The organism is Candidatus Thermoplasmatota archaeon, assembly GCA_022848865.1.
Taxonomy (GTDB): domain Archaea; phylum Thermoplasmatota; class Thermoplasmata; order RBG-16-68-12; family JAGMCJ01; genus JAGMCJ01.
The window spans coordinates 22,494-44,827 of the sequence record JAJISE010000012.1 but is presented as its reverse complement, the minus strand read 5'-3'; the positions used below and the strand labels follow the sequence as shown (position 1 = coordinate 44,827).

Here is a 22,334-nt window from a genome sequence, read left to right as displayed (position 1 = left end):
TGAACGGCAGAACCGACTGGGACCCGCGCAGTGGCACCCAGGTGCCGCCGGGGATGTACAAGGCGAGGGTCGAGTTCGGGGACATCCGCGCTTCGGTGAGCTTCCGCATTCTTCCGTGATCGAGGGGGCCAACACACCTGGCTTTCTTCTGTCGATCACCCTGATGCTGTCGTACGCCTCGAAGGCGGTGCCGTCCTCCCGCTTGCCACTGAGCTTGACCTGCACGGACTCGCCGAAACGATTTCATACGGGCGGGTTGATGCCATAGTGTCGAGAGGGATTTCATGGAAGAACGAATGGAACCGGACCTGGCCATAGCGGTGGGCATGTGGTTGGTGATAGTCGCGGGGTTCCTGGGCGTGGTCTTCCTGATCGCTCTGGCCACTGGATACTGGTACGTTCTGTTCATCGCCGATATCATCTCTCTGGTAGCTCCTGTCACCTTCATCGCTGGCATCTCACTCATCGGCTGGGGTACTCTCACGAGGATTAGGCGCAGGCGACGGAAAGCGAGATGGATTCGAAGAAAGCGAGGGATTGAGTGAGGGTGTTCCCGCTCTTCGTCGGAAGCGTTCTGATCGCGCATGCGGTGGGTCTCTTTCTTGTGGCTCCGCTACTGGACTACGCTGTTGGATTCCCTGTTATGGTCGGAGTTCCTGTCTTTGCAGCATTCGGAGTCCTGCTGGTCGTATTGGGCTTGCGGTCTGAGGACTAGCTTTCGTCTCACGTCCGTCTTAGAAGCGCCGCACAGTCTGCCACCAGAACGACTTCATACGGGCGGACCCACGACGCAACCCTCACAGCAGCCTCTCGATCGCCTCCGAGATGCTCCAGACCTCGATTATCCCCTCGTCCCCAATCCTGTCGAAGTGTCTGTCGTTCGTGATAAGCACGGCGTCGGCCTTCAGGCACACAGCCGCGTGAACGACGTCCGCGAGGTCAGGCGTCTTGACATAGCCCCTGCACAGCCGCACGAGGTTCTCTCTCACCGCCACAAGCCTCATCTTCCCCAGAAGCGCGCCCAGTATCCAAGATGCGGTCTCCGAGCCGAACTCCTCGGCATACCTCACCATCTCCTCAGCAAGGAGCTCGTGCCCGACCAGCTTGACGTCCTCGCTCTCGACGAGGTGAAGGATCAAGCGCAGCGTGTCCGTCTGCCTCCTAGGGTCCTTGACCGCCGCGACAAAAACGTTCGTGTCAAGCAGGATACTTCTTCTTGACCTTGGCATTCATCTCCTTCCTGACCCTGCGCACGATCGCGTCCACGTCCTTTCCCTTCATCTCCCGCTCGAGCCTGTCGGCGATCTCCTCGACGCTGAACTTCTGCAGGAGTATGCGGCCGTGGTCCCCCTCGGAGAGGAGGAACTTAGTACCCTCGCCGATGCCGAGGGAGTCCCTCACGGACTTGGGAATGACGAGGCGCCCCGCCTTGTCGACCGAGACTATTTCTGCCATGGATACCACTGATTACAATATGTGGTATTATGGTATTTACTTCTTTCCATGGCATTCCAACCATTTCGGGGCGACAGGCTTCACTTGCGCGGTATGTGCCCCCCAGCTCCTGGGCGGCCATCCAGTCGGTGAAAGGAACCGGCACGGAGACACAGAGTCCTTTCCCCCCGAAACGATCTCATACAGGCGGGCGGTTCAATCGTGCGCCATCACGAGGTGGGCTTCTTCTTGGCCTTCAGCAAAGCAACGATGTCCGCCAAATCGTGCTCGTTCAGCACTCTCCGGTAGATCCATTTCCCGTCATGATACTGGCGGGCCTCTTTGAAGATCCGTTGAGTCTCCTGATTGAGCGTGCTCAGAATGCTCTCGACTCCCTCGACCTCCTTCTTCCCAAGCGTGACGAGGACCGTGAATGCCCCGGTCTCGGGGAAGATCGTGCACAGGGTCTTCTTCTTCCTCCGATATCTGTAGCACCAGCCGTATTTCTTGCCGTAGTACACCAGTTCGGGCTCGAAGTCATAGCTCTCCCTGAGGAAGTTCCCCAACTTGCTCCACAGTCCCGCGGAAGGTTCACCGATCGTGTCGAGCACGCTACCCTCGTCGGGAGTCTCATCCTCGTCAAGAAGTCTCACATACTGGCTATCCTCGGGCATATTGAGCACTCTCCATATGCGACAGGCGGTCCTGTCAATCCGGGCCACTTGAGGGATGGCCTGACTAATAACCGTTTTCCCGAAATCGTTGGGAGCGGACCGAGCTCAGGAGACCAGTTTCAGATTCGTCTTCACACGCTGTGCCTCTTCCCTCGTCAACAGCTTGCCCTTCAGCAGACCTTTCATGAAGAGCCTCGTGACCTCTCTTGGCATGGCACCGGCCTCCTGGGCATTCTTCATGGTCACGAACAATGACTGCGCCTTTTCGAATGCCTCATCGTGCCACTTCCGCGAGAGGAAGGGTATCAGAAGCTCCGACATCATGACATCCCAAAGCTCGGTCTCTCGGAATGCCTCATCGGATCTCTCAAAGAGGGAAGTCACGAAGGGCAGGAACTTCAGCGACTCGTTGATGTACCACTCCTGCGGATGGGCGTCCCAGTCCACGGCGGTGTTACCGATGAGCATGATCCTTGCGAGGAACTCGGGCTCGAGTTCCGTGCCCTTGAGGTAGAGTTGGTACGCGTGCTGCAGAACGCACACCCCCCTCCAAGTGCCATCCTTGGAGTTGTTTCTGAAGTACATCCAGGCCAGTTCATTCACGGCCTCGACTGTCTTCGCGAGGCTGAGGCCCCTACACATCTCGAGAAGCATTCGCCGGTCCTCCTTCCACTCCGAGGCGAAGTAGTAACGGCGGTGCCGGAGTGCGTCGGTTGAGAAGTCTGGGTCTATCTCCTCCATGTACCGCCCACGAACGTCTTCGTCGGACACGTACTTCTCCAGAAAGGGGCCCAGCTCTTGGCGCCGAATGAATATCTGCTGCCGCGTCGAGAGGTCGTACTCGGCCCAGCAATTAAGTTCGTGGTCATTCCACACCTCGAGCAGAACGCATTCTCTTGCGAGCAAGATGGCGAAACCGTACATCCGCACGTCCTCCGAGCCGAGCCCGCTAACGATAGTGCCCGTGTCGTGAGAACCGCGGGAGTCCTCGATGTGGAATTCGAGTTCCCTCCCACCGGCTTCCAGGGTGCCCCCGTCCCTTATGTAGTTGGGAAGGTGGGACAATGAGTCCAGCAGACGCGGGAGCAGCAGTTCCTTGATTTCCTTCCACCCTGAGGACATCCAGGAAACGCATCAACTGACGAATAATAACCCTTTCCCCTGAAGCGATTCGATGGGGCTGCTGGACTGGTGTACTCAGTCACAGGCGCAGCCGGCATGAGCAAACAGAAGAAACAATCCACGCAGTCCTCGATTCCCTACTACGACCTACATCGGAATGACGTCGATAGGGGTTTGGGCGATTTCTGACTGTTTAAATACCCGTGCACACAATATTGCATGACAGAGCCTCGGAGGACGTCAGATGGAGTCGCAGGTTGTTGTTCAAGCCAGGAGCCTTCGTAAGGTCTACGACATCGGGAAGGTGCAGGTGCACGCGCTCAAGGGCATAGATCTGGACATCACGAAGGGAGAGATGGTCTCGGTCATGGGACCCTCGGGTTGCGGGAAGACGACGCTTCTGAACTGCCTGTCCGGGATCGACGACCCGACGGAGGGGCACATCACAATCGAGGGACAGGCGCTCGAGGGCATGTCGGATGACAAGAAGACGGAGTACCGCGCGAAGAGGATAGGCTTCATCTTCCAGGCGTACAACCTGCTGCCCGTTCTGACCGCAGTCGAGAATGTGGAGCTACCTCTTCTCCTCGCTGGGGTCAAGCTCAAGGAAGCTAGGGTGAGGGCCTTGAAGACGCTGGATCTGGTCGGGCTCAAGAAGTGGGAATCCCACAGACCCTCCGAGCTGTCTGGTGGAGAACAGCAGCGCGTTGCCATTGCCCGCTCCCTCGTGAACAACCCGGCGATCGTCTTCGGGGACGAGCTGACGGGCAATCTGGACGAGGAGACCTCCACGCAGGTGATGGACCTGATCTGCGACCTGAACGAGAAGAACAAGCAGACATTCGTCATCGTCACCCACGACCCCGCCGTCGGGGAGCAGGCACACCGCGTGCTCAGGCTCAGGGACGGCCTCATCGAGAAGGAATACCGACCAATACATTCCGGTTGAGACCATGGACGGAACTCTGTCGATCGTGCTGCTCGTAGTCGTCGTTTTCGCCATAGTGGGCGCCCTGGCCCTGCGGAACGTCTCCCAGCGGAAGATGGCGATGAGGAACCTCGTCCGGAGGAAGAAGAACCTCGTCATCGTCATCGGCGGGCTGCTGGTCGGGACGGCGATCATCACTTCTTCCCTGGTCGTCGGCGATACCCTGAGCTACATCTTCAGGAACAGCATCTACCAGCAACTGGGGGAGATCGACGAGCTAATACACACCCCTGGAGGCAATCAATCGGGCAACGAGACCGGGATCTTCTCCTACTTCAACTACTCCTACTACGAGAACCTGAGTGTGGCCAAGAACCAGGGGGAACTGCCCAGCGTCGACGGTCTCTTACCCATGGTCTATGAGACGGTGCCGGTGATGAACCCGGACACCCAGCTCTCGGAGCCCTCCGCGAACCTGTTCGGAATAGACCCTCAGGCCAGCAGGGAACTCGGGGACCTGTGGGACACTTCGGGTTCGGTCGTCGACGAGGAAGGCACCCTCTCCGTTCCCGGGAATGCAGTCATAAACAGGCGGCTGGCCGACTCCGTCGATGCGGAGGAGGGCCACTCGATCACCATCTTCTACACGCTCTTCAGGTTCAACATATCCAATCCTCAGGTTCCGGACGTGATACCTATGGTCCAGAATCTGAACGTGACCGTCATCGTCCGGAACGAGGGAAAGGGGAATTTCCTCGGCGGGGGCAACATCTTCGTGAGCCTCGGCCTGACGCAGCAGATGTTCGAGAGGCCCGGGACCATCAACCTCATCGCCGTGTCCAACGTGGGGGACACCGAAACGGGAGCTGATAAGACAGATTCCGCGGTCTCGGAGATCGAGAGCGTTCTGGCGGGAATCGGGGGCACTCCCCTTGAGATCGAAACGATCAAGCAGGACAACCTCGAATTCGTCGAGACGGCCAGCGAGATGATCACGGAGGTATTCTCCCTGATGGGCACCTTCAGCATCGTCGCCGGCATCATCCTGGTGATCAACATCTTCGTGATGCTGGCAGAGGAGAGGAAGCCAGAGATGGGCATCTCCCGCGCCCTCGGGATGAAGAGGAGGCATCTCGTGCAGATGTACGTGTTCGAGGGTTCGGCGTACGCGCTCATCGCGGCCTTCATCGGCACGTTTGCGGGGCTCGCGATAGCCTATGGCATGGTCACGGCCTTCGGCTCGATATTCGGGGCCGCCGGCTTCGAGATGCCCTTCTACTTCGAGGTGGACAGCCTGATCCTCGGGTTCTGCCTCGGAGCGCTGATCACCTTCCTGACTGTTCTGCTCGCTTCCTGGGTCGTCAGCCGGCTCAACATCGTCCGGGCGATAAGGGCGATCCCTGAACCGATAAAGGAGCGCCCCTCGGGGAGGTTCGTGGCCGTGGGTGCCCTTCTCGTTGCGCTCGGCGTCCTGATGTTCTACGGCGGGATTGCGCAGAAGTCGATGGCGTACTTCATGACCGGTCCGTGCCTGTTCCTGCTGGGCGGTGGGATGATAGCCTCCAGGTGGGTCCGCTCCAGGGCTGCGTACTCGGTGGCGAGCGCCGCGATCCTGTTCTGGATCCTGGCACCCATCGACTGGACGGGAGGTCTCGAGCTCGAATCGGGCATGGAGATGTTCGTGCTCTCAGGGCTGTTCCTCGTCCTGGCAGCGATACTCCTGCTGATGGTCAATTCGACTACGTTCCTCAACGTCCTCACCAGGGCCCTGGCACGAAGGAGGAGGATAGTACCGGTGATACGCATCGCCCTGTCATACCCGATGAAGAAGAAGTTCAGAACCGGGATGACGCTGGGGATGTTCGCCTTGATTATCTTCACCGTCACCGTGATCGCCATGATCACGAGCTTCCAGAGAAACAGCGTGGAGAGCGCCTTCGTGGAAGAGGCTGGTAGCTACGATATCATCGGCTTCTCGAACCCGTCCACACCGATCGTGAACATATCCGAGAACATCTCGTACAGACCCAGTCTGGCGAACAGATTCGACGAGATATCGAGCATGAGCGTCTTACGCGTGAACGTGTACGCGGTGGAGCAGGGCAAGAACTCCTCGATCCCCGTTGCTCTTTACGGCGCTGACGAGCGGTTCTTCGAGGAGAACGACTTCACCTTCCATTCCATGATGGAGGGCTACGACAGTCCCCAGGAGGTCTGGGATGCCGTGAGAGCAGACCCATCGCTCGTCGTCACGGACGGCTCGACCGCCGCGAGTGTCCAGTATGGTCCCGAGAACGTCGGCGCCTTCAGAATCGAGGCCGGGGAGGAGCTTGTGCTGGAGACCCTGGGAGTGAACAAGACGGTCGTGGGGATAGTCGACGAGTCCCTGTTCTTCCAGGGAATCGTGATGTCCGATGCGACCCTGAACTCCCACTTCGGAGCCCGGCTGCCGAGCCTGTTCTTCTTCACTGCGAGCGACCCCGACATCGAGAACGTGAGGTCCCTGTCGAAGGACCTTGAGCGGGAGTTCCTGACGAGCGGGATGCAGACGATCGTCATAAGGGACGTCATCCAGGAGTTCCTGGAGATCTCCAGCTCGATAATGAACCTCTTCCAGGTCTACCTGGGCCTCGGCCTGATAGTGGGAATAGCGGGGCTCGGGATAATCACCGTCAGAAGCGTGGTCGAGAGGACGAACGAGATCGGTGTCATGAGGGCCATCGGATACAAGAGGAGAATGATCAGAAACACCTTCATCTTGGAGACATCATTCGTCTCGATCACGGGGATCACCGTGGGCGTTCTCCTTGGCGTGGGCTTGTCCTACTACATCTACGGTGACTTCTTCGGCGAAGGTGCTACCTTCCTCGAGTTCATGAACCTGATACCCTATCTGAACATCCTCCTCATAACCCTGGTCGCCCTGGCATTCACACTGCTGGCAACGATCTCCTCGGCCTTCAGGGCAGCCAGGATCGTTCCCGCCGAGGCGCTGAGGTTCAAGGAGTAGGTTTCCGCAACGATTCCATTGAACCCCAGACGATGTCACGGGGATGGACAAGTTTAATACGTAGGACTGTTTGGGTTCTGCCAACGTTCAGGAATTAGAGCTCTTTTGTGTCTATTTCTTGTCGTAAAAAGGAGAGTGAAATATGGAACGCGAGACGCACAAGGCAACCTGTTCTGATTGCGGCCAGGAATGTGAAGTTCCCTTCAAGCCTGACCCGGACAGACCAGTGTACTGCCGAGATTGTTGGTCCAAGAGAAAGCCCCGCGGAAGTGGCAGAAGGTTTTAGAGGTCAACGAGGACCCAACGAGAATCTCGCGTCGCGCTAGTGAGCGAGCATTCCGAGTTAGCGTGAGCTCTGGCAGGTGGAAATCTCTGAAAATGGCGCACCCGCTGTGCTACAACGTTGGATTGAGCTCCCGCCCGGAAGGTTGCGACTTCAGGCCGCTATCTCGACCAGCCGGATGTCGAAGGTGAGATCTTCCCCTGCTAGGGGGTGGTTCCCGTCCACGGTCACGGCTGATTCCGTGACCTCGAGGACCGTCACCACTGCGGCGGGACCGTCCGATCCGTCGACGCGGAGCTTCTGACCCACTTCGCAGTCCAGATCGGGCGGCATCTCCTTCCGGTCGATCTGCACGACGAGGTCGTCGACGCGTTCGCCGTAGGCCTTGTCCGCCGGAATCTCGACCGTCTTGGACTCGCCCAGGCTCATGCCCAGCACTGCTTCTTCGAACCCTGAGATCACCTGGCCCCCGCCGAGGGTGAACTCGAGGGGGTCTCCACCCTCAGAGGAGTCGAAGACGTCGCCGTCGTTCAGCTTGCCAGTATAGTGAACCTTAACCGTATCGCCATTCTTTGCCTCGGTCATATTATCCTCTCGCTATCGCCTAAGACAAAGAGCCGAAGATAGTGCGCTCAGTAGCGGCTGCCCGATCCGCTCTCTCGACGCGGTCGTGCCTCGTTGACCTTGATCTCGCGTCCCTTTAGATCAGTTCCGTCCAAGCCGCTCATTGCTTCCTTACCCTTTTCGTCATCAGACATCTCAACGAAACCGAATCCTCTCGATTCGCCGCTGATCCTGTCTGTGATTATCTTTGCGGACGAGACTTCACCAAAGGCTTCAAAGGCCTCCCGCAGCTCGTCTTCGGTGACCTCACGCGCCAAGTTCCCTACGTATATGTTCATTCCAACCAACCATCCTTTGTTTCTCGAACGATCATGCCCGATGCGAGTTCCGCTCGGTAGACAAGAATCGCTCGCATACGATAGTCCGCATACCATTTGAGCCTTTGCACCGTGACAAGAGGCCGACTCTCGTTCGAGCGCTTATTCAGTTCATACAGGTCGCTGCTCAGGCGCGTCTTCCTTGTGTGAGGATAGTGATTGCTGGTGAATAGTCATCCAGAGGTGTCTGGGTGTTTCTGAAGTGCCTGAAAAGGTGAGACGCCTCTTCCAGAGGAAAAAAAATAAAGAGAGGGGGAGTGCCTAGGTCTCCCACTCGACACTTCCCATTACGTTCCCGGACTCTCTCCAGAATATGTTCAGCTCGTAGCGGCTCTCTGGTTCGCACGTGATGATGAAGCGGTCACCAGACGTCAGTCCGCCACCGTCATCGAGGTCGGTGAACCTATAGTTGCCTTTGCTGACTTCCTCGAGCGGGTCCATTGTGTGAACTTTGGTCCCGTTCTTGAGGATGATCACCTTGTAGAAGCTGAGTTCCTCGTTGGTCGTTGTGCTGGTGACACGGAACTCCCAAGTGTCCGGTCCAATGGGTTCCTTGGTCATCAGGACCTGCCCCGGCGGTTCTCCATTGTCGGGGATGATTTCGGCCACCAACACGTACAAAACAGCTGCGAGCACCACGGTGATCGCCACCATCAATATGGTCGCGATAACCGGAGACACGCCTACCTCGTTCCTTATCCAGGCTCTTTCCAAGTTTTGTCCTCCTGCAGACTTTCGCCTGCAGTTATATAACTCTGTAATCGGAGCCAGATAAATGTTTCGGTGGAAACGGGGGTTTTGCCTTGCTCCAGCTCCGCGTCTGGAAAACAGTGACTAGAGGGTCTTGAGTGACTACCCTTTACTTCACCCGCTTCATCGGTGCACCGCAGCAGTACGGTGTCGCCTGGGGCTCCTCATCGAACTCGATGACGCAGCACGTGCAATCGTCCCCACATTCGCACTCGTACTTGATCGGCTTCCCGGTCTCAGAGCAACCGCATTTCTCACACACATTCTCACCTCCCTTCATATTCGAATCTTAACACGTATCACAGTGATTATGATTGTGCTCGCACGTGTGCCCCGCCGGCTTCTCCTCTTCCTCGACTATCTCGCCTTTCTTGCGCTTGTAGTCCTTGATGGCCTCGTGGAGCGCGTCCGCCGCCAGGTTCGAGCAGTGCATCTTGACGGGTGGAAGACCGTCCAGCTCGTTGGCCACGTCGTTGCGCGTGATTCTCATCGCCTCGTCCAAGCGCATCCCTTTCGCCATCTCGCTCACCATGCTGCTCGTCGCAATGGCCGAACCGCAACCGAACGTCTGGAACCTGATGTCCTCGATCTTGTCGTCCTTGACCTTGATGAAGATCTCCATGAGGTCCCCGCAAACGGGGTTCCCGACCTTGCCGTGGCCGTCTGCGTCGTCCATAGTCCCCACGTTCTTCGGGTTCATGAAGTGCTCCATCACCTTCTTGCTGTATCCTATCTGCTGTGCCATTCTATCACCCTTATTCCTTGCCCAAAGATGAAATCTTCCTCAGCTTGTCGACCATCTCGTTCACGGCGTCTACGACCCGGGACACCTGCTCGACCGTGTTCGACCGTCCGAGCGTCAGAACCATGGAGCCGTGCGCCTCCTCGTGCTTCAGCCCGATGGCCAACAACACGTGCGAAGGCTCCAGCGTCTTCGACGAGCACGCCGAGCCTGTCGAGACCTGTATGCCCTGGGCGTCCATGAGGAGGAGTATGCTCTCGCCCTCTATGTGGCTGAAGCGGAAGCTCGCGTGGTGCGGCAGCCTCTTCGTTCGATGCCCGGTGAGGTAGGTCTCCTCGATTTTCAGTATCTCCTCGATCAGGTTGTCCCTCATCTCGCTCAGGCGGGCGCTCTCCGCGCCCATCTCCTCGCGCGCGATTCTGGCCGCCTCGCCCATGCCGGCGATTGCGAAGATGTTCTCGGTGCCTGACCTGAGCCCTCGCTCCTGTCCTCCGCCGGGGAGAACCGGCTGGATCCTGACGCCTGTCTTCACGTACAGTGCACCGGCGCCTTGAGGACCGTACATGTCGTTTGATGACAGCGTCAGCAGGTCTATGCCATCCGCCTGAACGTCTATCGGTATCCGACCTGCCGCGGCGGTCGCGTCCACATGAAGGTATAGGCCCTTTTCGTGCACAATCTCGCTGATCTCTCGGATGGGTTCAATCGTCCCGATCTCGTTGTTCGCGTACATTATCGACGTCACCGAGGTCTCCTTTGTCAGCGAGTCCTCCAGCTTCTCGAGGTCAACAATGCCGCTCGAATCCACGGGAACCGTGGTGAACTCGAATTCGTTCTTCTGCAGGTCCTTCATCGGGTTGAGGACGGACATGTGCTCTATCGCGCTGGAGACGACCTTCTTTCCCTTTCCGATATTCCTGAGAGCCGCACCCTTGATTGCCAGGTTGTTCGCCTCGGTCGCCCCGCTCGTGAACAATATCGTCTTCTCTTTCTCCGCATTGATGAGGGCGGCGACATTCACCCTGGCGTCCTCGATGGCCCGCCTGGCTTCCAGACCGACGGAATGAAGGGACGAGGGGTTCCCGTAACCGCCCGCAAGATACGGCTCAGCGAACCTGAGCACTCTTGCGTCGACGGGCGTTACGGATGCGTGGTCCAGGAATATTCTCTCCATGGCATTCCCCCGCGGACTACTTCGTCTTCTTGATGTATGCGGTCATCATCGTCCCTTCTCTCTCGAATCTGACTATCTCGTGACCCATATTCTTGGCCCAAACCTTGAGGTCGCCCTCATAGGCCGAATCGTCCGCCTCGACCATGAGTATCTCACCTACCTCGAGGTTGTCTATCGCCTGCTTCGTCTTCATGATGGGCATGGGGCAGAAGAGCCCCACACAGTCGAGTTCGGCGTCCGGTACCAAATCTGCCATTCTTTCCCCCGCTCAGTAGTTCTCCGCTAGGAGCTCGAAGTAAGCCCTTGAATGCAGGCAGGCCGGGCATTTCTCTGGCGGCTCCGTGCCCTCGTGGATGTATCCGCAGTTCCTGCACTTCCATTTCGTCGGTGCGTCGATCTTGAAGACCTTCCCGCCGCGGACGTTCTCGAGCAGCTTGAGGTAGCGCTTCTCGTGCTGCCGCTCGACCTTTGCGATGTTCCTGAACTGGGCCGCTATCTCGGGGAGGCCCTCTTCCTCGGCCACGTCGCCCATCTCCTTGTAGATCTGGGTCCACTCCATGTTCTCACCCTTGGCGGACGCCTCGAGGTTCGCGGCGGTGTCGCCAATCACGCCCGCCGGATAAGCGGCAGTGACCTCGACGTCTCCGCCTTCCAGATACTGGAAGTATCTCTTGGCGTGCTCTTTCTCGTTCTCGGCTGTCTCAAGGAAGATGGCGGCGATCTGCTCATAGCCCTCCTTCTTTGCCACGCTCGCGAAATACGAGTATCTGTTCCTCGCCTGCGACTCTCCCGCGAAAGCCGCCAGGAGATTCTTCTCCGTTCTTGTTCCTTTCACGCTCATTCTTTCACCTTCTTTCCCAGTTCAAATCCAATCTGTCTGACCTTGTCCAACTCATCCTCATCGGGAACGAACTTGATGTTGATGCTCTCCAAGGGCATCTCCCACTTGAGCTCCTTCACGATGTCCTCCATGTGTCCAATAGCTTGCCCGCCCCAGCCGTAGGAACCGAAGATGAAGCCGATCCTGTTGAGCGGCTTGAGCCCTTTCATGTATGTCAGGAACCCGCCCATCGTCGGAAGCATCTGGTTGTTGAGGGTTGGGGAGCCCAGAAGAACGAGCTTGGATGTGAGGATATCCGTCATCACGTCGGACATGTGGCTCACCTTCAGGTTCCTCTTTGTGGCGGGAATCCCGGATTCTCTCAGGCCCTCCTCGAGCTTGCGGGCTATCATCTCAGTGGAACCCCACATCGTGTCATAGACGATGACCGCCCTGTTCTCGGTCTCGTGGCTGGACCACTTCTTGTACTCCTCAAGAATCCTCGGCAGCCAAGTCCGCCAGATGATCCCGTGACTGGGTGCAATCATGTCTATGTCAAGCCCGGAGAGAGCGTCCAGTGCTTTGCCCACCTGCCCGCCATAGGGAAGGACTATGTTGCCGTAGTACTTGGCGGCCTCCTCCTTGAGTATGTCCCAGCAGATCTCGTCATCGAACCGCTCTGGCGTCGCCAGGTGCTGCCCGAAGGCATCGTTCGGCAGCAGCAACTTTTCCTCCGGGATATAGGTGACCATCGAGTCGGGCCAGTGGACCATCGGGATGTGGACGAACTGCAGTGTTCGTTCCCCTATCTTGAGTGATTCACCAGATTCCACCGCTTTCAGGTTCAGCTCATTCTTGTAGTGCCTAACAAGGCCCTTCTTCCCGCGAGGGGAGGCCAGCACTGTTGCGTTAGGCACTACATCCAGCATCAGCGGCAATGAGCCTGAGTGGTCCATCTCAACATGATTCGAAACTATGTAGTCGATCCTGGCGGGGTCAACGATCTCCTTGATCCGAGAGAGCATCTCATCGAAGAAGGGTCTCTTGACCGTGTCCACGAGCACTGTCTTCTCGTCAACTATGAGATATGCGTTGTATGTTGAGCCTCGGTCGGTCGTGTAGCCGTGGAAGTCCCTGAGGTCCCAGTCAATCGCACCTACCCAGTATATGCCGGGTTTTATCTCGACCTTGTCCACCCGATCAGCCTCCGATCCCTTTCAGACAGTCCCTGCAGGTGCCCTTGAAATATCCGTGGACCTCTTCAACCTTATGACCCTTCTCAGGCATGCAATCCATGCAGAGCCCCTTGATGTGGATGTCCACTATCCGTCCGCAGCTGGTGCACAGGAAGTGCTGATGTCGAGTCGATCTGTAATCGTATCTGGACTCGGTGCCGGATATCGTTAGAACCTCGACCAGCCCGTACTTGCTCAGGATGTCCAACACATTGTAGACCGTCGTCTTCGATAGGGAGGGGTTGTCCTTCTTCAGTGCCCTGTAGATGTTATCGGCGGTAGGATGGACTCTATTCTCATCCAGGAATCTCAGCACTTCGAGTCTCTGCGGTGTCACCTTTATTCCTTTTTCGCGGAGTATTCCAGTGTACTTCCCTGTATCCATCCGTTCACCCACTAGGTACCTAATCTGTAATGATTACAATATAATATTCAATACAAGTTACATATTAAAGGCTTACGAGATTCACTCTCCCCCCGAGGGAAGCGTTAAATGGGCTCACAGCCTCTCCGCGACTGTGAGTTCATGAATGCCATTGTGCTAAGGGCGGACCCGCTCGATTTCGTGGAGGATCTGGAATCGCCAATCGGAGTGTACCTCAGGAGGGATGTATTTCGCAAGAAAGGGGATGCAGGCCTGCGGAGGAATCTGCATGAAGAGATCATCTCCGAACAGTCCGATGACGGAAGCTGGGATCAGCTGTTCGTCCACACTGCCAACAATCTCTGGAAGCTCGCGCTTCTCGGGTACGGAGCGAAGAATAGGAGCATGAAGAAGGGACTGGACTGGCTGCTGACGACCCAGAAATCCACGTATCACGACCATCCGGGGTTCTTCTACTCCGGAAACAGGAGAGACCCGAGCCTCATGCGCGAGACATCATACGGCGAGTTCGGTCCCGGATGTACGATATTCTATCAGACGGCGTACGCGGTCCATCTTTTCCACGTTCTCGGTCTCGACGACAAGGAAGAGGTCCAGCAGACCGTGAGGTCGTACCTCAAGTTCTGGACGCCCACCTGGTGTGGCGCGTGGTGCACGATCAACGTACTCCGCGTGCTGATAGAGCACCCGCTCAGCGCGAGAACAAAGCGGGTCCAAGAGGGCCTGAAATATCTGGCGGAGAAGCAGACTGGGACAGGAGCGTGGAAGAGCTATCCGTTCTATCACACGTTCCACGGCATTTCCAGGGCGAAGTCCGAGATGGCGAGGATGCAGATCGAAAACGCGCTGCCCTCCGTCATCAGGCGGCAGAACAAGGACGGAAGCTGGGGGAAGAAGGACAGGGAGAGCAGTACGTTCCTGGTACTTGACGGACTGAGGAACGCGGGAGCCTTGTAGGCTCTCCTATCTTTCTCGCATGATCCTCGCATCTTTAAGCTTCTTCCTCGCATGTTTCACGCTTGGGGGTCGCACGCGGGTAGCTTGAATCGCTACGAGCGTCCTACCTGCTCCATTATCGCCTCACCCTGCCCTGTTCCAGCCCCCTCCGAGGAATCCCGATGCATTATCATCATTTTGTCCCAATAGCGACGGCTTGCGAGTCGAAACCACATGTATGTGTGATACCTGCTGTGATATTCCACTTATCAATACAGGAAGCAAAAACCTTATTTGGTGACCAGACAATCCATGTCCTGGACTCGTGCGGTGTCCTAATCCATGAGGTTCTCGGTCACCGCTTGTCATGCAGAAGAACGGGAAGACATATGTGGGCAGTAAAACTCAAACACAGCGATTGTCCATATTCCATTTCCCACTCAAGGAGTTAGTTCATGTCACGGAACGAGAGCGGATCTACCATCCAGACCTGGATTTTGGCTATCATACTCCTGGCGACATCGGCCCTTGCGTTTGCAGGCGGGCAGCTTGCCACGCTCGATCCGGAAGCTCCCGCGAAAGACCTCACGGATGTCCAGACGGACTCGATGTTCCAGTACGAGTCTCACGTCATCACCGCGGAGGAGGTCGAGAGGCTCAAGGCGGAATTCGGCGTGCGGGACCCGCAGAAGAACTACAACATCCTGTTCGACGGGCTCGGCACCGGACTCGCCCCGCCAACGGAGGCTGAATGGCAGAACATGATCGGCACATCGTGGACCGACGGTGTCAACGAGCCGATGCTCGAGCCGATGGTGGACCACTCGCAGGAGCCCTACTTCCCGAAAGTTCGAAGCCAGCAGAGCCAGGGCTCCTGTTCGGCCTGGTCCGTCGCATACTACATAAACGGCTATAACCAGGCGAAGGACCTGAACTGGACGGATGCGTCCACGGGGAACAACAACCATCTTATGAGCCCGGCCTTCGTGTACAACAAGGCAAACTCGGGCTTCGACTCCGGCTCCTGGCCGTCGGGAAACATGGAGGTCATCAAGACTGTTGGCAATTCCATCTGGGCGGAGATGCCCTACAACGCTGCCGACGCTGTCTCTTGGGGCGATGAGGACGCTTGGAGGAGCGCGCCCGAGTACCGCGGGCTGGATTATCAGTCCACGGACCCGTCCAACACGGACGTCATAAAGGCTTGGGTCGCCGAGGGATACGCCATCTCGATAGTCCTGGATGCAGGCAACTACGGCAACGGACTCGGAAGCGGCGACGACACTATCAACTCCACGGAGCATGTGACGGGCAATCCCAACCATGCGAACACAATCGTGGGATTCAACGACACGAAGGAGGACGACGGCGAGATCGGCGCCTTCAAGATCGTCAATTCCTGGGGCGCTGGCTGGGGCTCTGCTTGGGGAGGCAACGGTTACTACTACATGACCTACGAGGCCGCGGACGAGCTTCCGAACATAGCCATCAGATTCCGCGACAGGATCGACTACGAGCCGTCCCTGCTCGGCATCGTGAACATGAACCCCCAGGGCGGCAGGAACGCTCCCGTGACTCTGGGCATCGGTCCGATCAGCGACCCCGCCGCCACCAGATCACCCTGGTGGAGGGGAGGGAACCACGACTTCCCGGCCTTCATGGCGTTGGACTACACCGACTTCAAGAACGAGTGGAGGAACGGGCACAACCTCTTCTTCCTCAGCGTCGGCGCGGGGACAGACTACTCGACGATAACATCCTACAAGATTGAGCTTTACGAGGGCGGTTACAGTCCAGGCGTCTACACGCGTGTATCGGACGAATCCCCTGACACGCCCGAGGACACGCCGGGGACTGTGTCGATCTCCTTCTATCCAGGCATGAGGATGTTGAACCCTCTTGATGGCGACAACATCAACGGGCTCGTGAACATCTCGGGACTGGCGACGAATCCGATGTGGACGGTCGTTCTCAGAGAGGACTTCGAGGGCTCGTGGCCCGGCACCTGGGTCGTGGGGGACAGCACGAGTTCTGGAGGTGAGGACTACTGGGGCTTGACGAACACCACGTACTACGATGGTGTGACGAGCGTGTGGTCCGCGGCATTCGGAGAATACTTCGAGACCGTTCAGACCGAGGATTTCGACAACGGCGGGCTCATGCCGCCGGATTGGACGACCCTCAGCGTCGGACCGGACTCGCACCCATGGGAGATGAAGCTGGAATCGGGAAGCGACTACGTCGCGGAGTGCGACAGCTCCGGCGCAGGAGCGGGTACTGACATCACGGAATGGCTCCAGATGAGCACGGGCTTCGATGCCAGCTCTCAGTCCTCGCTCAACCTCACGTTCTATTTGGACTATCAGCATGGTGACGGGGACGAGTACGCGAGCGTGCTATACTCAACAAGCGCGAACTACCCTGCGTTCACTGGACTTCAGACTTGGACGTCCACGACGCAGGGGATTCAGTACATCGACCTCTCCGCCGCGGCGGGAGACCCCTCCGTCCATCTCGCGTTCCTCTATCACGGCACGTACGACCAGTACATGCGGATCGATGACGTCGAGGTCACTGGCGGAATCCCCAACGACATTAGGCGGCTTTACGACAATGGCATGGACGCCTACATGCAGCATGACGTCGACCTGAGCGGGCACGACTCTGCCACCCTCGCGTACAACTACTGGTTGGACTCCGAGGACGGCGTTGACTACGTCTATGTGACATACTACGACGGGACATGGCATTACGTGGATCCGCATACTGGAAACAGCAACGGATGGATGGGCTCGTCTGTCTCGATCCCGACGACCGCCACCGAGATCGGATTCCACTTCCACAGCGATACGAGCGGCACAAGGGAAGGTGCGTACTTGGACGATGTCATATTGCTCGGCCATGGCGCAATCGATCAGGTCTACGTGAAGGTTGACGACAGCTCCTGGATACTCGCCAACGGGACCGCCGACTGGTACTACGAGTGGGACACGTCGTCCTTGCTGGAGGGTTGGCACACCATATACGCGAGGGCGTACTTCGGAGCCAGCTTCACCGAAGATTCCGCCAGAGTGACGGTTGACTACTCATTGCCTATGAATCCCAACAGCTACACCAGTTCGCACAGTCTGATGGGATGGTCAAATGACGATACGGTCTGGATAAGGTGGTCAGGAGCCTGGGACAATATCAGCGGAATCGGCGGGTTCGCGGTAGAATGGACAATGAGTCCGATTTCCGTCCCCGGGCCGACCATGGATACTGCGGACTTCGAGTCAACGAGCTACGCCCTGACAGATGGCAACAGCTGGTATGTCCACATAAGAACCATGGACAAAGCTGGCAACTGGGCGGTGGGCGCCTACCACGTGGGACCATTCTACGTTGATACCGCCCCGCCAGACAATCCGGACAGCTACAGCTCCAGTCATCAGAAATTCGTATGGTCTGGCGATGACAGGATATTCATCGAATGGGCCGGGGCTTCCGATCCTTTGAGCGGCGTCTACGGGTACTCTTACACGTGGTCGAGGTTTTCCGACACTCTCCCCATGAGTGTGATAACATCGGTCCTGACCAACACAACGAGCTTCCCACTGGGTCCGGGCGACAACTGGCATTTCCACATCAGGACGGTGGACAACGCCGGGAACTGGGCTCCCGACGCCTATCATGTGGGACCGTTCTACATCGACGTTGAGGATCCCTGGACCACTCATGCATTCACTGGAACGGTCGGTGACTTCGGTTGGTTCTTGTCCGATGTCAGTATCGCTCTAACACCCTCAGACAATCACAGCGGCGTGGATGTGACGACTTACAGGATCAACGGTGCACCATGGACGGTGTACTTCTCTCCGCCGGATGTCGTAATTGACGGTAACTATACGGTGGATTACTACTCTGTGGACAACGTCGGCAACTTCGAGATGACGAGGACTGGCACCTTCAGCAAGGACGCCACTGACCCACACAATCCCGACGGCTTCACATCGAGCCATAGTGTGGGGACTTGGTCGAGTGACGATACGATAGACTTCAGCTGGACCGGTGCGTGGGACGCGACGAGCGGCGTCTATGGCTACTCGTTCGATTGGACACAGTCGCCTGCGGCTCTCCCAGACTCGAGCGTGGACTCGACGAGCCCCAGCACGACAAGCCCGCCCCTCGGCACAGGTAGCGATTGGTACTTCCACGCGAGGACAAGGGATGTGGCGGGCAACTGGGATCCCGACGCCCTTCATGTGGGACCGTTCTACATCGATGCGAGCCCGCCTGCAACACTGGACGACGTGTGGGCAGTCCTTGAAGGTGTCGGATGGCGGGATGTCAACATCACTTGGACCTTCGCCACGGACCTCGAATCTGGTGTCGAGCGGTACGACGTGTACTACGGAACGACATATGATCCGACAGGGACTAGCTACGTGCTTCTCGGCTCAGCACCGGCCGACACGGACTTCTTCGTTCATGCGAACGGGGGCGAAGGCGACTCCAGCTACTACTTCTACCAGGTAAGAGCGGTGGACTTCGCGAACAACTCGGCGCCGTACTCAGCACAGGCGGGGAAGTACGTTAAGAACCTGATGCCAGGCTGGAAGCTGGTCTCCATCCCGCTGGAGCAGAAGGATGATTCCGTTGATGCTGTTTTGAGGACGCTGAGTTTCGACACCGCGCGCTACTACTATGCAGGAAGCTGGAAGAGCTACTCCACGCAGAAGAACTACTGCACGTTGGAACAGATCGGCACGAACATGGGCATCTGGGTCGAGGTCGTGAGCCGCTCCAATCTGACCGTGGCAGGAAGGGTTCCTACCACTACCCTCGTGAACCTTGCGAAGGGATGGAACCTTGTTGGCTTTCCGTCATTTGATACTGACTACACGATCGCGGACCTGAAATCCGATTCGGGGGCGATCAGAGTGGAGATCTTCAACGCGTTCTCACCACCTTACTTCCTCAGGGTCGCGAACGACATCGAGACGATGACAGCGGGGAATGGCTACTGGATCGAGGCCTCTATGTCGGGAACATGGACCGTGATGAATCGAGCGGAGAATCAGCAGGACCCGAAGGACTCGGCTGGCAATGAGGGCACCAAATCCCTCCCGCCAGAACATGAGGGTACATCGGTCCCGGATCCCGATCAAGCGTCGAGAGCTATCGATGCACGACAACCAGAGATATCTGCTATGCTCTTTTCACTCGTGCTGCTCGGTATTCTCTCCCCGCTCGGTGCGGTTCTCTACAGGAAGAAGCGGTAGAACGGTGGTAACTTCGAGTGGTTCTCCCCGCTGTTGGGAATGAAGTCATGTCGTTGAATGCTATTGACGTACGTGGACAGCCTCATTTCCGATAAGTTATAAATACGCCACCAATTAATCTGGATGACCACAGAGGAGGGTTTCCCTAAGGAGGGTCTCCCTAAGAGGAGGTGGCTGTACGAAGAAGAGATTTCTCTTAGCTATAGGAATAGCACTGTCAATCAGTGCGCTTCTCTTCCAGACCGCGAGCGCTGGGGCACCATTGTCCGGCGCGATATTCACGAGCCTGGAAGACGGAACGATGGTGAATGCAAACCACTACGCTGACAAGAGGGACGTTTACCTCAACGGCGGCCCTGGGCCCCATGCCCCGCCAGGTGCGGCGGGTCTTCCCGACGGGAACTACTACTTTCAAGTAACGGATCCGTCGGGCAAGAAACTGCTATCTGAGGATCCGGCGATCTGCCGAGAGTTCAGAGTGGAGGACGGTGTAATCGCGGAGTACCTCTCAGCAGGCCGAACCTACACGATTACGAAGGGCAACGGGAACGGCAAGACAGAAACCTTCGACTGCTACATGGAGGGCTGGGAGTACGGATTGCACGATCTCGGATGGAACCTTTGGGCAGACTCGCTGACGATCCAGCTGATGCCCTACAAGGACACTCCCAATAGAGGGGGAGTATACAAGGTCTGGGCAACGCCTACAGAGTTCTACCTTGGTGATCCGAACGATCTTGATCCCGGATACGCACCTGGGAACTACCACGGTTTTGTCCCCGCTCACTCGAAGACGGACAACTTCAAGGCAAAGTCCAAGGGTCCAGAGAAGCCGACCCCTGAGATAGAGGTCTGCAAGTTCGAGGACATGAACGGGAACGGCCTGTGGGACGAGGGCGAGCTCGGCATACCAGGTTGGGCGATGCATGTGACAGACCCACTGGGAGTCGTAAACACACTCTACACGGGCGAGGACGGTTGCGTCGTGATAGACGCCTCGGTTGACGGCGACTACATAATCGAGGAGGAAGTCCAGAGCGGCTGGAGCATCACGGCGACAATCATAGATGGTGAGCCTGCTCAGCCAGCAAACCCCGTGACTGTCTCCGTTGACTACAAGGTCTCGCTGACATACAGCGTCGCCTTTGGGAACTTCAACGAGTTCGATGTCTGGGGACACAAGTACAACGACCTGAACGGGGACGGCGACTGGGATGTAGGCGAACCGGGAATCGAGGGTTGGGAGATAACCCTTGAGAGATCCACTGATGGTGGCGCAACTTGGTCGACCTACGCTACAACCACAACAGACGCGAGCGGGTACTACTCGTTCACCGCGACCGAGCCGGGCGACTACAGAGTCTCCGAGGAGGACAGGGACGGATGGGTCCACACGAGCGATGCGAGCTTCAGCTTCACAGCAGCTAGCGGAGTTGGCCAGGGACCGTTCGACTTCTACAACTTCCAGTGCTTCTCCGTCTCTGGATACAAGTACGAGGACATGAACGGTGACGGCGACTGGGACGAGGGAGATACCGGCCTCGAGGGCTGGACGATAACCCTCTACAAGATGGACGCCGGTGTTTGGGTCGAGGTCGCAACCACAACGACGGACGCGAGCGGGTACTACGCGTTCGAGGTCTGTGCGGGCGGCGAATACAAGGTCGCCGAGGCGGAGATGGAAGGCTGGATGGCAACTGCGCCGACAGAGTTCACGTTCACAGCTGTGAGCGGACAGGCACAGACACTCGACTTCTACAACTTCGAGCTCGGTGAGGTCTGCGGAGCCAAGTGGTACGACGTGGACAAGGACGGCGTGATGGACGAGGGCGAGGAAATCATCGAGGGCTTCATGATAGAGCTCTGGAAGGATGGTGCGCTCGTCGAGACCGTCTACACAGACGCCAACGGTGAGTACTGCTTCTACGACCTGGGTCCGGGAGGCTACGAGGTCAAGGAGATCATGCCAACCGCTCCAGGCGAGTACTACGTCTGGGCCAACACGTATCCGGGCGATGGACACTACATGTTCGACGGCACGAGCGGCTTCTTCATGGACGACGCTGACTTCGGCAACGTGGTCGAGTTCACGGGCGGACTGACGTGGGGCTATTGGAAGACCCACACGGGACACGGCGCCCCGCCGAGGGATCCGGCATACGATCTGCTACCGGACTATCCGATGGCTGTCGATGTGCAGACACCCGATGGTGACTACGAGATTGACAACGACGACGAGGCCAAGTGGATCTTCGACGGAGCTGGAGACTATCCCGCCAACTGTGCGGGAACATGCAGGAGTCTGTTCAGGGCCCAGCTGTTGGCGCTGCACATGAACCTCCTGAAATTCGGCACGGACATGGCCGACGCGGTCTACATCTTCGAAGGCGATGACTACAGCGGATGGACCGTCCAGGAAGTCTACGACGAGGCAATCTGGAAGCTGGTAAACGAGGACGAGGACTACGACTTCACGTCCTTCCAGGAGACCCTGGACAACATCAACAACAACCACAACGAAGGCACGGGCGACCACACCTTGGTCCTGCCCGAGGCACCGACCATCGAATATCCGTAGAAACGAGAAGGCGGGATAACACCCGCCATCTTTTCTTATTTTCTCTGTCTATAGCGTG

22 protein-coding genes are annotated in these 22,334 nt (G+C 57.4%); 8 read left to right on the top strand and 14 right to left on the bottom strand.

Annotated features, from left to right (window positions below; translation table 11 throughout):
- The first annotated feature begins 284 nt into the window (after positions 1 to 284).
- Both LN415_03820 and LN415_03815 read left to right on the top strand, forming a co-directional pair.
- A complete protein-coding gene (locus LN415_03820; protein ID MCJ2556218.1) occupies positions 285 to 545 on the top strand; it encodes a hypothetical protein in 261 nt (86 codons plus the stop codon).
- Entirely contained in the window at positions 542 to 715 is a 174-nt protein-coding gene (locus LN415_03815) for a hypothetical protein (protein MCJ2556217.1), read from the top strand. Before LN415_03820 ends, LN415_03815 begins: the two co-directional genes overlap by 4 nt.
- Positions 716 to 797: 82 nt before the next feature.
- Here the strand turns inward: LN415_03815 and LN415_03810 are convergent, their stop codons facing one another.
- From LN415_03810 to LN415_03795, 4 genes are all read right to left on the bottom strand, one after another.
- Positions 798 to 1,229 carry a PIN domain-containing protein gene (locus LN415_03810; protein MCJ2556216.1) on the bottom strand — a complete coding sequence of 144 codons (432 nt, stop codon included), beginning with the start codon at positions 1,227 to 1,229 and terminating at the stop codon, positions 798 to 800.
- On the bottom strand, positions 1,198 to 1,455 hold the full coding sequence (locus tag LN415_03805) for an AbrB/MazE/SpoVT family DNA-binding domain-containing protein (GenBank protein MCJ2556215.1): 258 nt from the start codon (positions 1,453 to 1,455) through the stop codon (positions 1,198 to 1,200). Before LN415_03805 ends, LN415_03810 begins: the two co-directional genes overlap by 32 nt.
- A 209-nt stretch (positions 1,456 to 1,664) precedes the next feature.
- A complete protein-coding gene (locus LN415_03800; protein ID MCJ2556214.1) occupies positions 1,665 to 2,108 on the bottom strand; it encodes a DUF3788 domain-containing protein in 444 nt (147 codons plus the stop codon).
- Between the two features lie 105 nt (positions 2,109 to 2,213).
- Complete coding sequence (locus tag LN415_03795; GenBank protein ID MCJ2556213.1) at positions 2,214 to 3,230, bottom strand: hypothetical protein; 1,017 nt, start codon at positions 3,228 to 3,230, stop codon at positions 2,214 to 2,216.
- Between the two features lie 244 nt (positions 3,231 to 3,474).
- On the opposite strand from LN415_03795, the gene LN415_03790 reads away from it, so the two are divergent.
- The 3 genes from LN415_03790 to LN415_03780 all read left to right on the top strand — a co-directional run bounded on the left by LN415_03790 (position 3,475) and on the right by LN415_03780 (position 7,454).
- The gene (locus tag LN415_03790; GenBank protein MCJ2556212.1) at positions 3,475 to 4,179 is read left to right on the top strand and encodes an ABC transporter ATP-binding protein; all 705 of its coding nucleotides are present in this window, start codon (positions 3,475 to 3,477) and stop codon (positions 4,177 to 4,179) included.
- Between the two features lie 4 nt (positions 4,180 to 4,183).
- Positions 4,184 to 7,168 (top strand): FtsX-like permease family protein, encoded by a 2,985-nt coding sequence (locus tag LN415_03785; GenBank protein ID MCJ2556211.1) that lies wholly within the window; start codon positions 4,184 to 4,186, stop codon positions 7,166 to 7,168.
- A 142-nt stretch (positions 7,169 to 7,310) separates the two neighbouring features.
- Entirely contained in the window at positions 7,311 to 7,454 is a 144-nt protein-coding gene (locus LN415_03780) for a DNA-directed RNA polymerase (GenBank protein ID MCJ2556210.1), read from the top strand.
- Between the two features lie 150 nt (positions 7,455 to 7,604).
- Here LN415_03780 and LN415_03775 read toward each other — a convergent pair whose 3' ends face one another.
- The 10 genes from LN415_03775 to LN415_03730 form a co-directional block, all read right to left on the bottom strand.
- Positions 7,605 to 8,036, bottom strand: coding sequence for a peptidylprolyl isomerase (locus tag LN415_03775; GenBank protein MCJ2556209.1), 432 nt, complete (start codon positions 8,034 to 8,036; stop codon positions 7,605 to 7,607).
- Positions 8,037 to 8,083: 47 nt separating this feature from the next.
- On the bottom strand, positions 8,084 to 8,353 hold the full coding sequence (locus LN415_03770; protein MCJ2556208.1) for an RNA-binding protein: 270 nt from the start codon (positions 8,351 to 8,353) through the stop codon (positions 8,084 to 8,086).
- 300 nt (positions 8,354 to 8,653) lie between these two features.
- Positions 8,654 to 9,106: a type IV pilin gene (locus LN415_03765; protein ID MCJ2556207.1), complete on the bottom strand. Its 453-nt coding sequence runs from the start codon at positions 9,104 to 9,106 to the stop codon at positions 8,654 to 8,656.
- Between the two features lie 145 nt (positions 9,107 to 9,251).
- Positions 9,252 to 9,422: a hypothetical protein gene (locus tag LN415_03760; protein ID MCJ2556206.1), complete on the bottom strand. Its 171-nt coding sequence runs from the start codon at positions 9,420 to 9,422 to the stop codon at positions 9,252 to 9,254.
- Between the two features lie 9 nt (positions 9,423 to 9,431).
- Positions 9,432 to 9,887, bottom strand: coding sequence for a Fe-S cluster assembly scaffold protein NifU (nifU, locus tag LN415_03755; protein ID MCJ2556205.1), 456 nt, complete (start codon positions 9,885 to 9,887; stop codon positions 9,432 to 9,434).
- Between the two features lie 10 nt (positions 9,888 to 9,897).
- A complete protein-coding gene (locus LN415_03750; GenBank protein MCJ2556204.1) occupies positions 9,898 to 11,058 on the bottom strand; it encodes a cysteine desulfurase in 1,161 nt (386 codons plus the stop codon).
- Positions 11,059 to 11,074: 16 nt separating this feature from the next.
- Positions 11,075 to 11,314: a sulfurtransferase TusA family protein gene (locus LN415_03745; protein MCJ2556203.1), complete on the bottom strand. Its 240-nt coding sequence runs from the start codon at positions 11,312 to 11,314 to the stop codon at positions 11,075 to 11,077.
- A gap of 12 nt (positions 11,315 to 11,326) precedes the next feature.
- A complete protein-coding gene (locus LN415_03740) occupies positions 11,327 to 11,899 on the bottom strand; it encodes a rubrerythrin family protein (GenBank protein MCJ2556202.1) in 573 nt (190 codons plus the stop codon).
- Positions 11,896 to 13,074, bottom strand: a complete 1,179-nt coding sequence (locus LN415_03735) for an FprA family A-type flavoprotein (GenBank protein ID MCJ2556201.1) — start codon at positions 13,072 to 13,074, stop codon at positions 11,896 to 11,898. The genes LN415_03740 and LN415_03735 overlap by 4 nt, the downstream gene beginning before the upstream one ends.
- A 4-nt stretch (positions 13,075 to 13,078) precedes the next feature.
- Positions 13,079 to 13,498, bottom strand: a complete 420-nt coding sequence (locus LN415_03730; GenBank protein ID MCJ2556200.1) for a transcriptional repressor — start codon at positions 13,496 to 13,498, stop codon at positions 13,079 to 13,081.
- Positions 13,499 to 13,639: 141 nt separating this feature from the next.
- Between LN415_03730 and LN415_03725 the strand changes: the two genes are divergently transcribed.
- From LN415_03725 to LN415_03715, 3 genes are all read left to right on the top strand, one after another.
- Positions 13,640 to 14,455 carry a hypothetical protein gene (locus LN415_03725; GenBank protein MCJ2556199.1) on the top strand — a complete coding sequence of 272 codons (816 nt, stop codon included), beginning with the start codon at positions 13,640 to 13,642 and terminating at the stop codon, positions 14,453 to 14,455.
- Between the two features lie 434 nt (positions 14,456 to 14,889).
- Positions 14,890 to 19,698: a C1 family peptidase gene (locus LN415_03720; protein ID MCJ2556198.1), complete on the top strand. Its 4,809-nt coding sequence runs from the start codon at positions 14,890 to 14,892 to the stop codon at positions 19,696 to 19,698.
- 262 nt (positions 19,699 to 19,960) lie between these two features.
- Positions 19,961 to 22,276: a hypothetical protein gene (locus LN415_03715; GenBank protein ID MCJ2556197.1), complete on the top strand. Its 2,316-nt coding sequence runs from the start codon at positions 19,961 to 19,963 to the stop codon at positions 22,274 to 22,276.
- Positions 22,277 to 22,334: the final 58 nt, after the last annotated feature.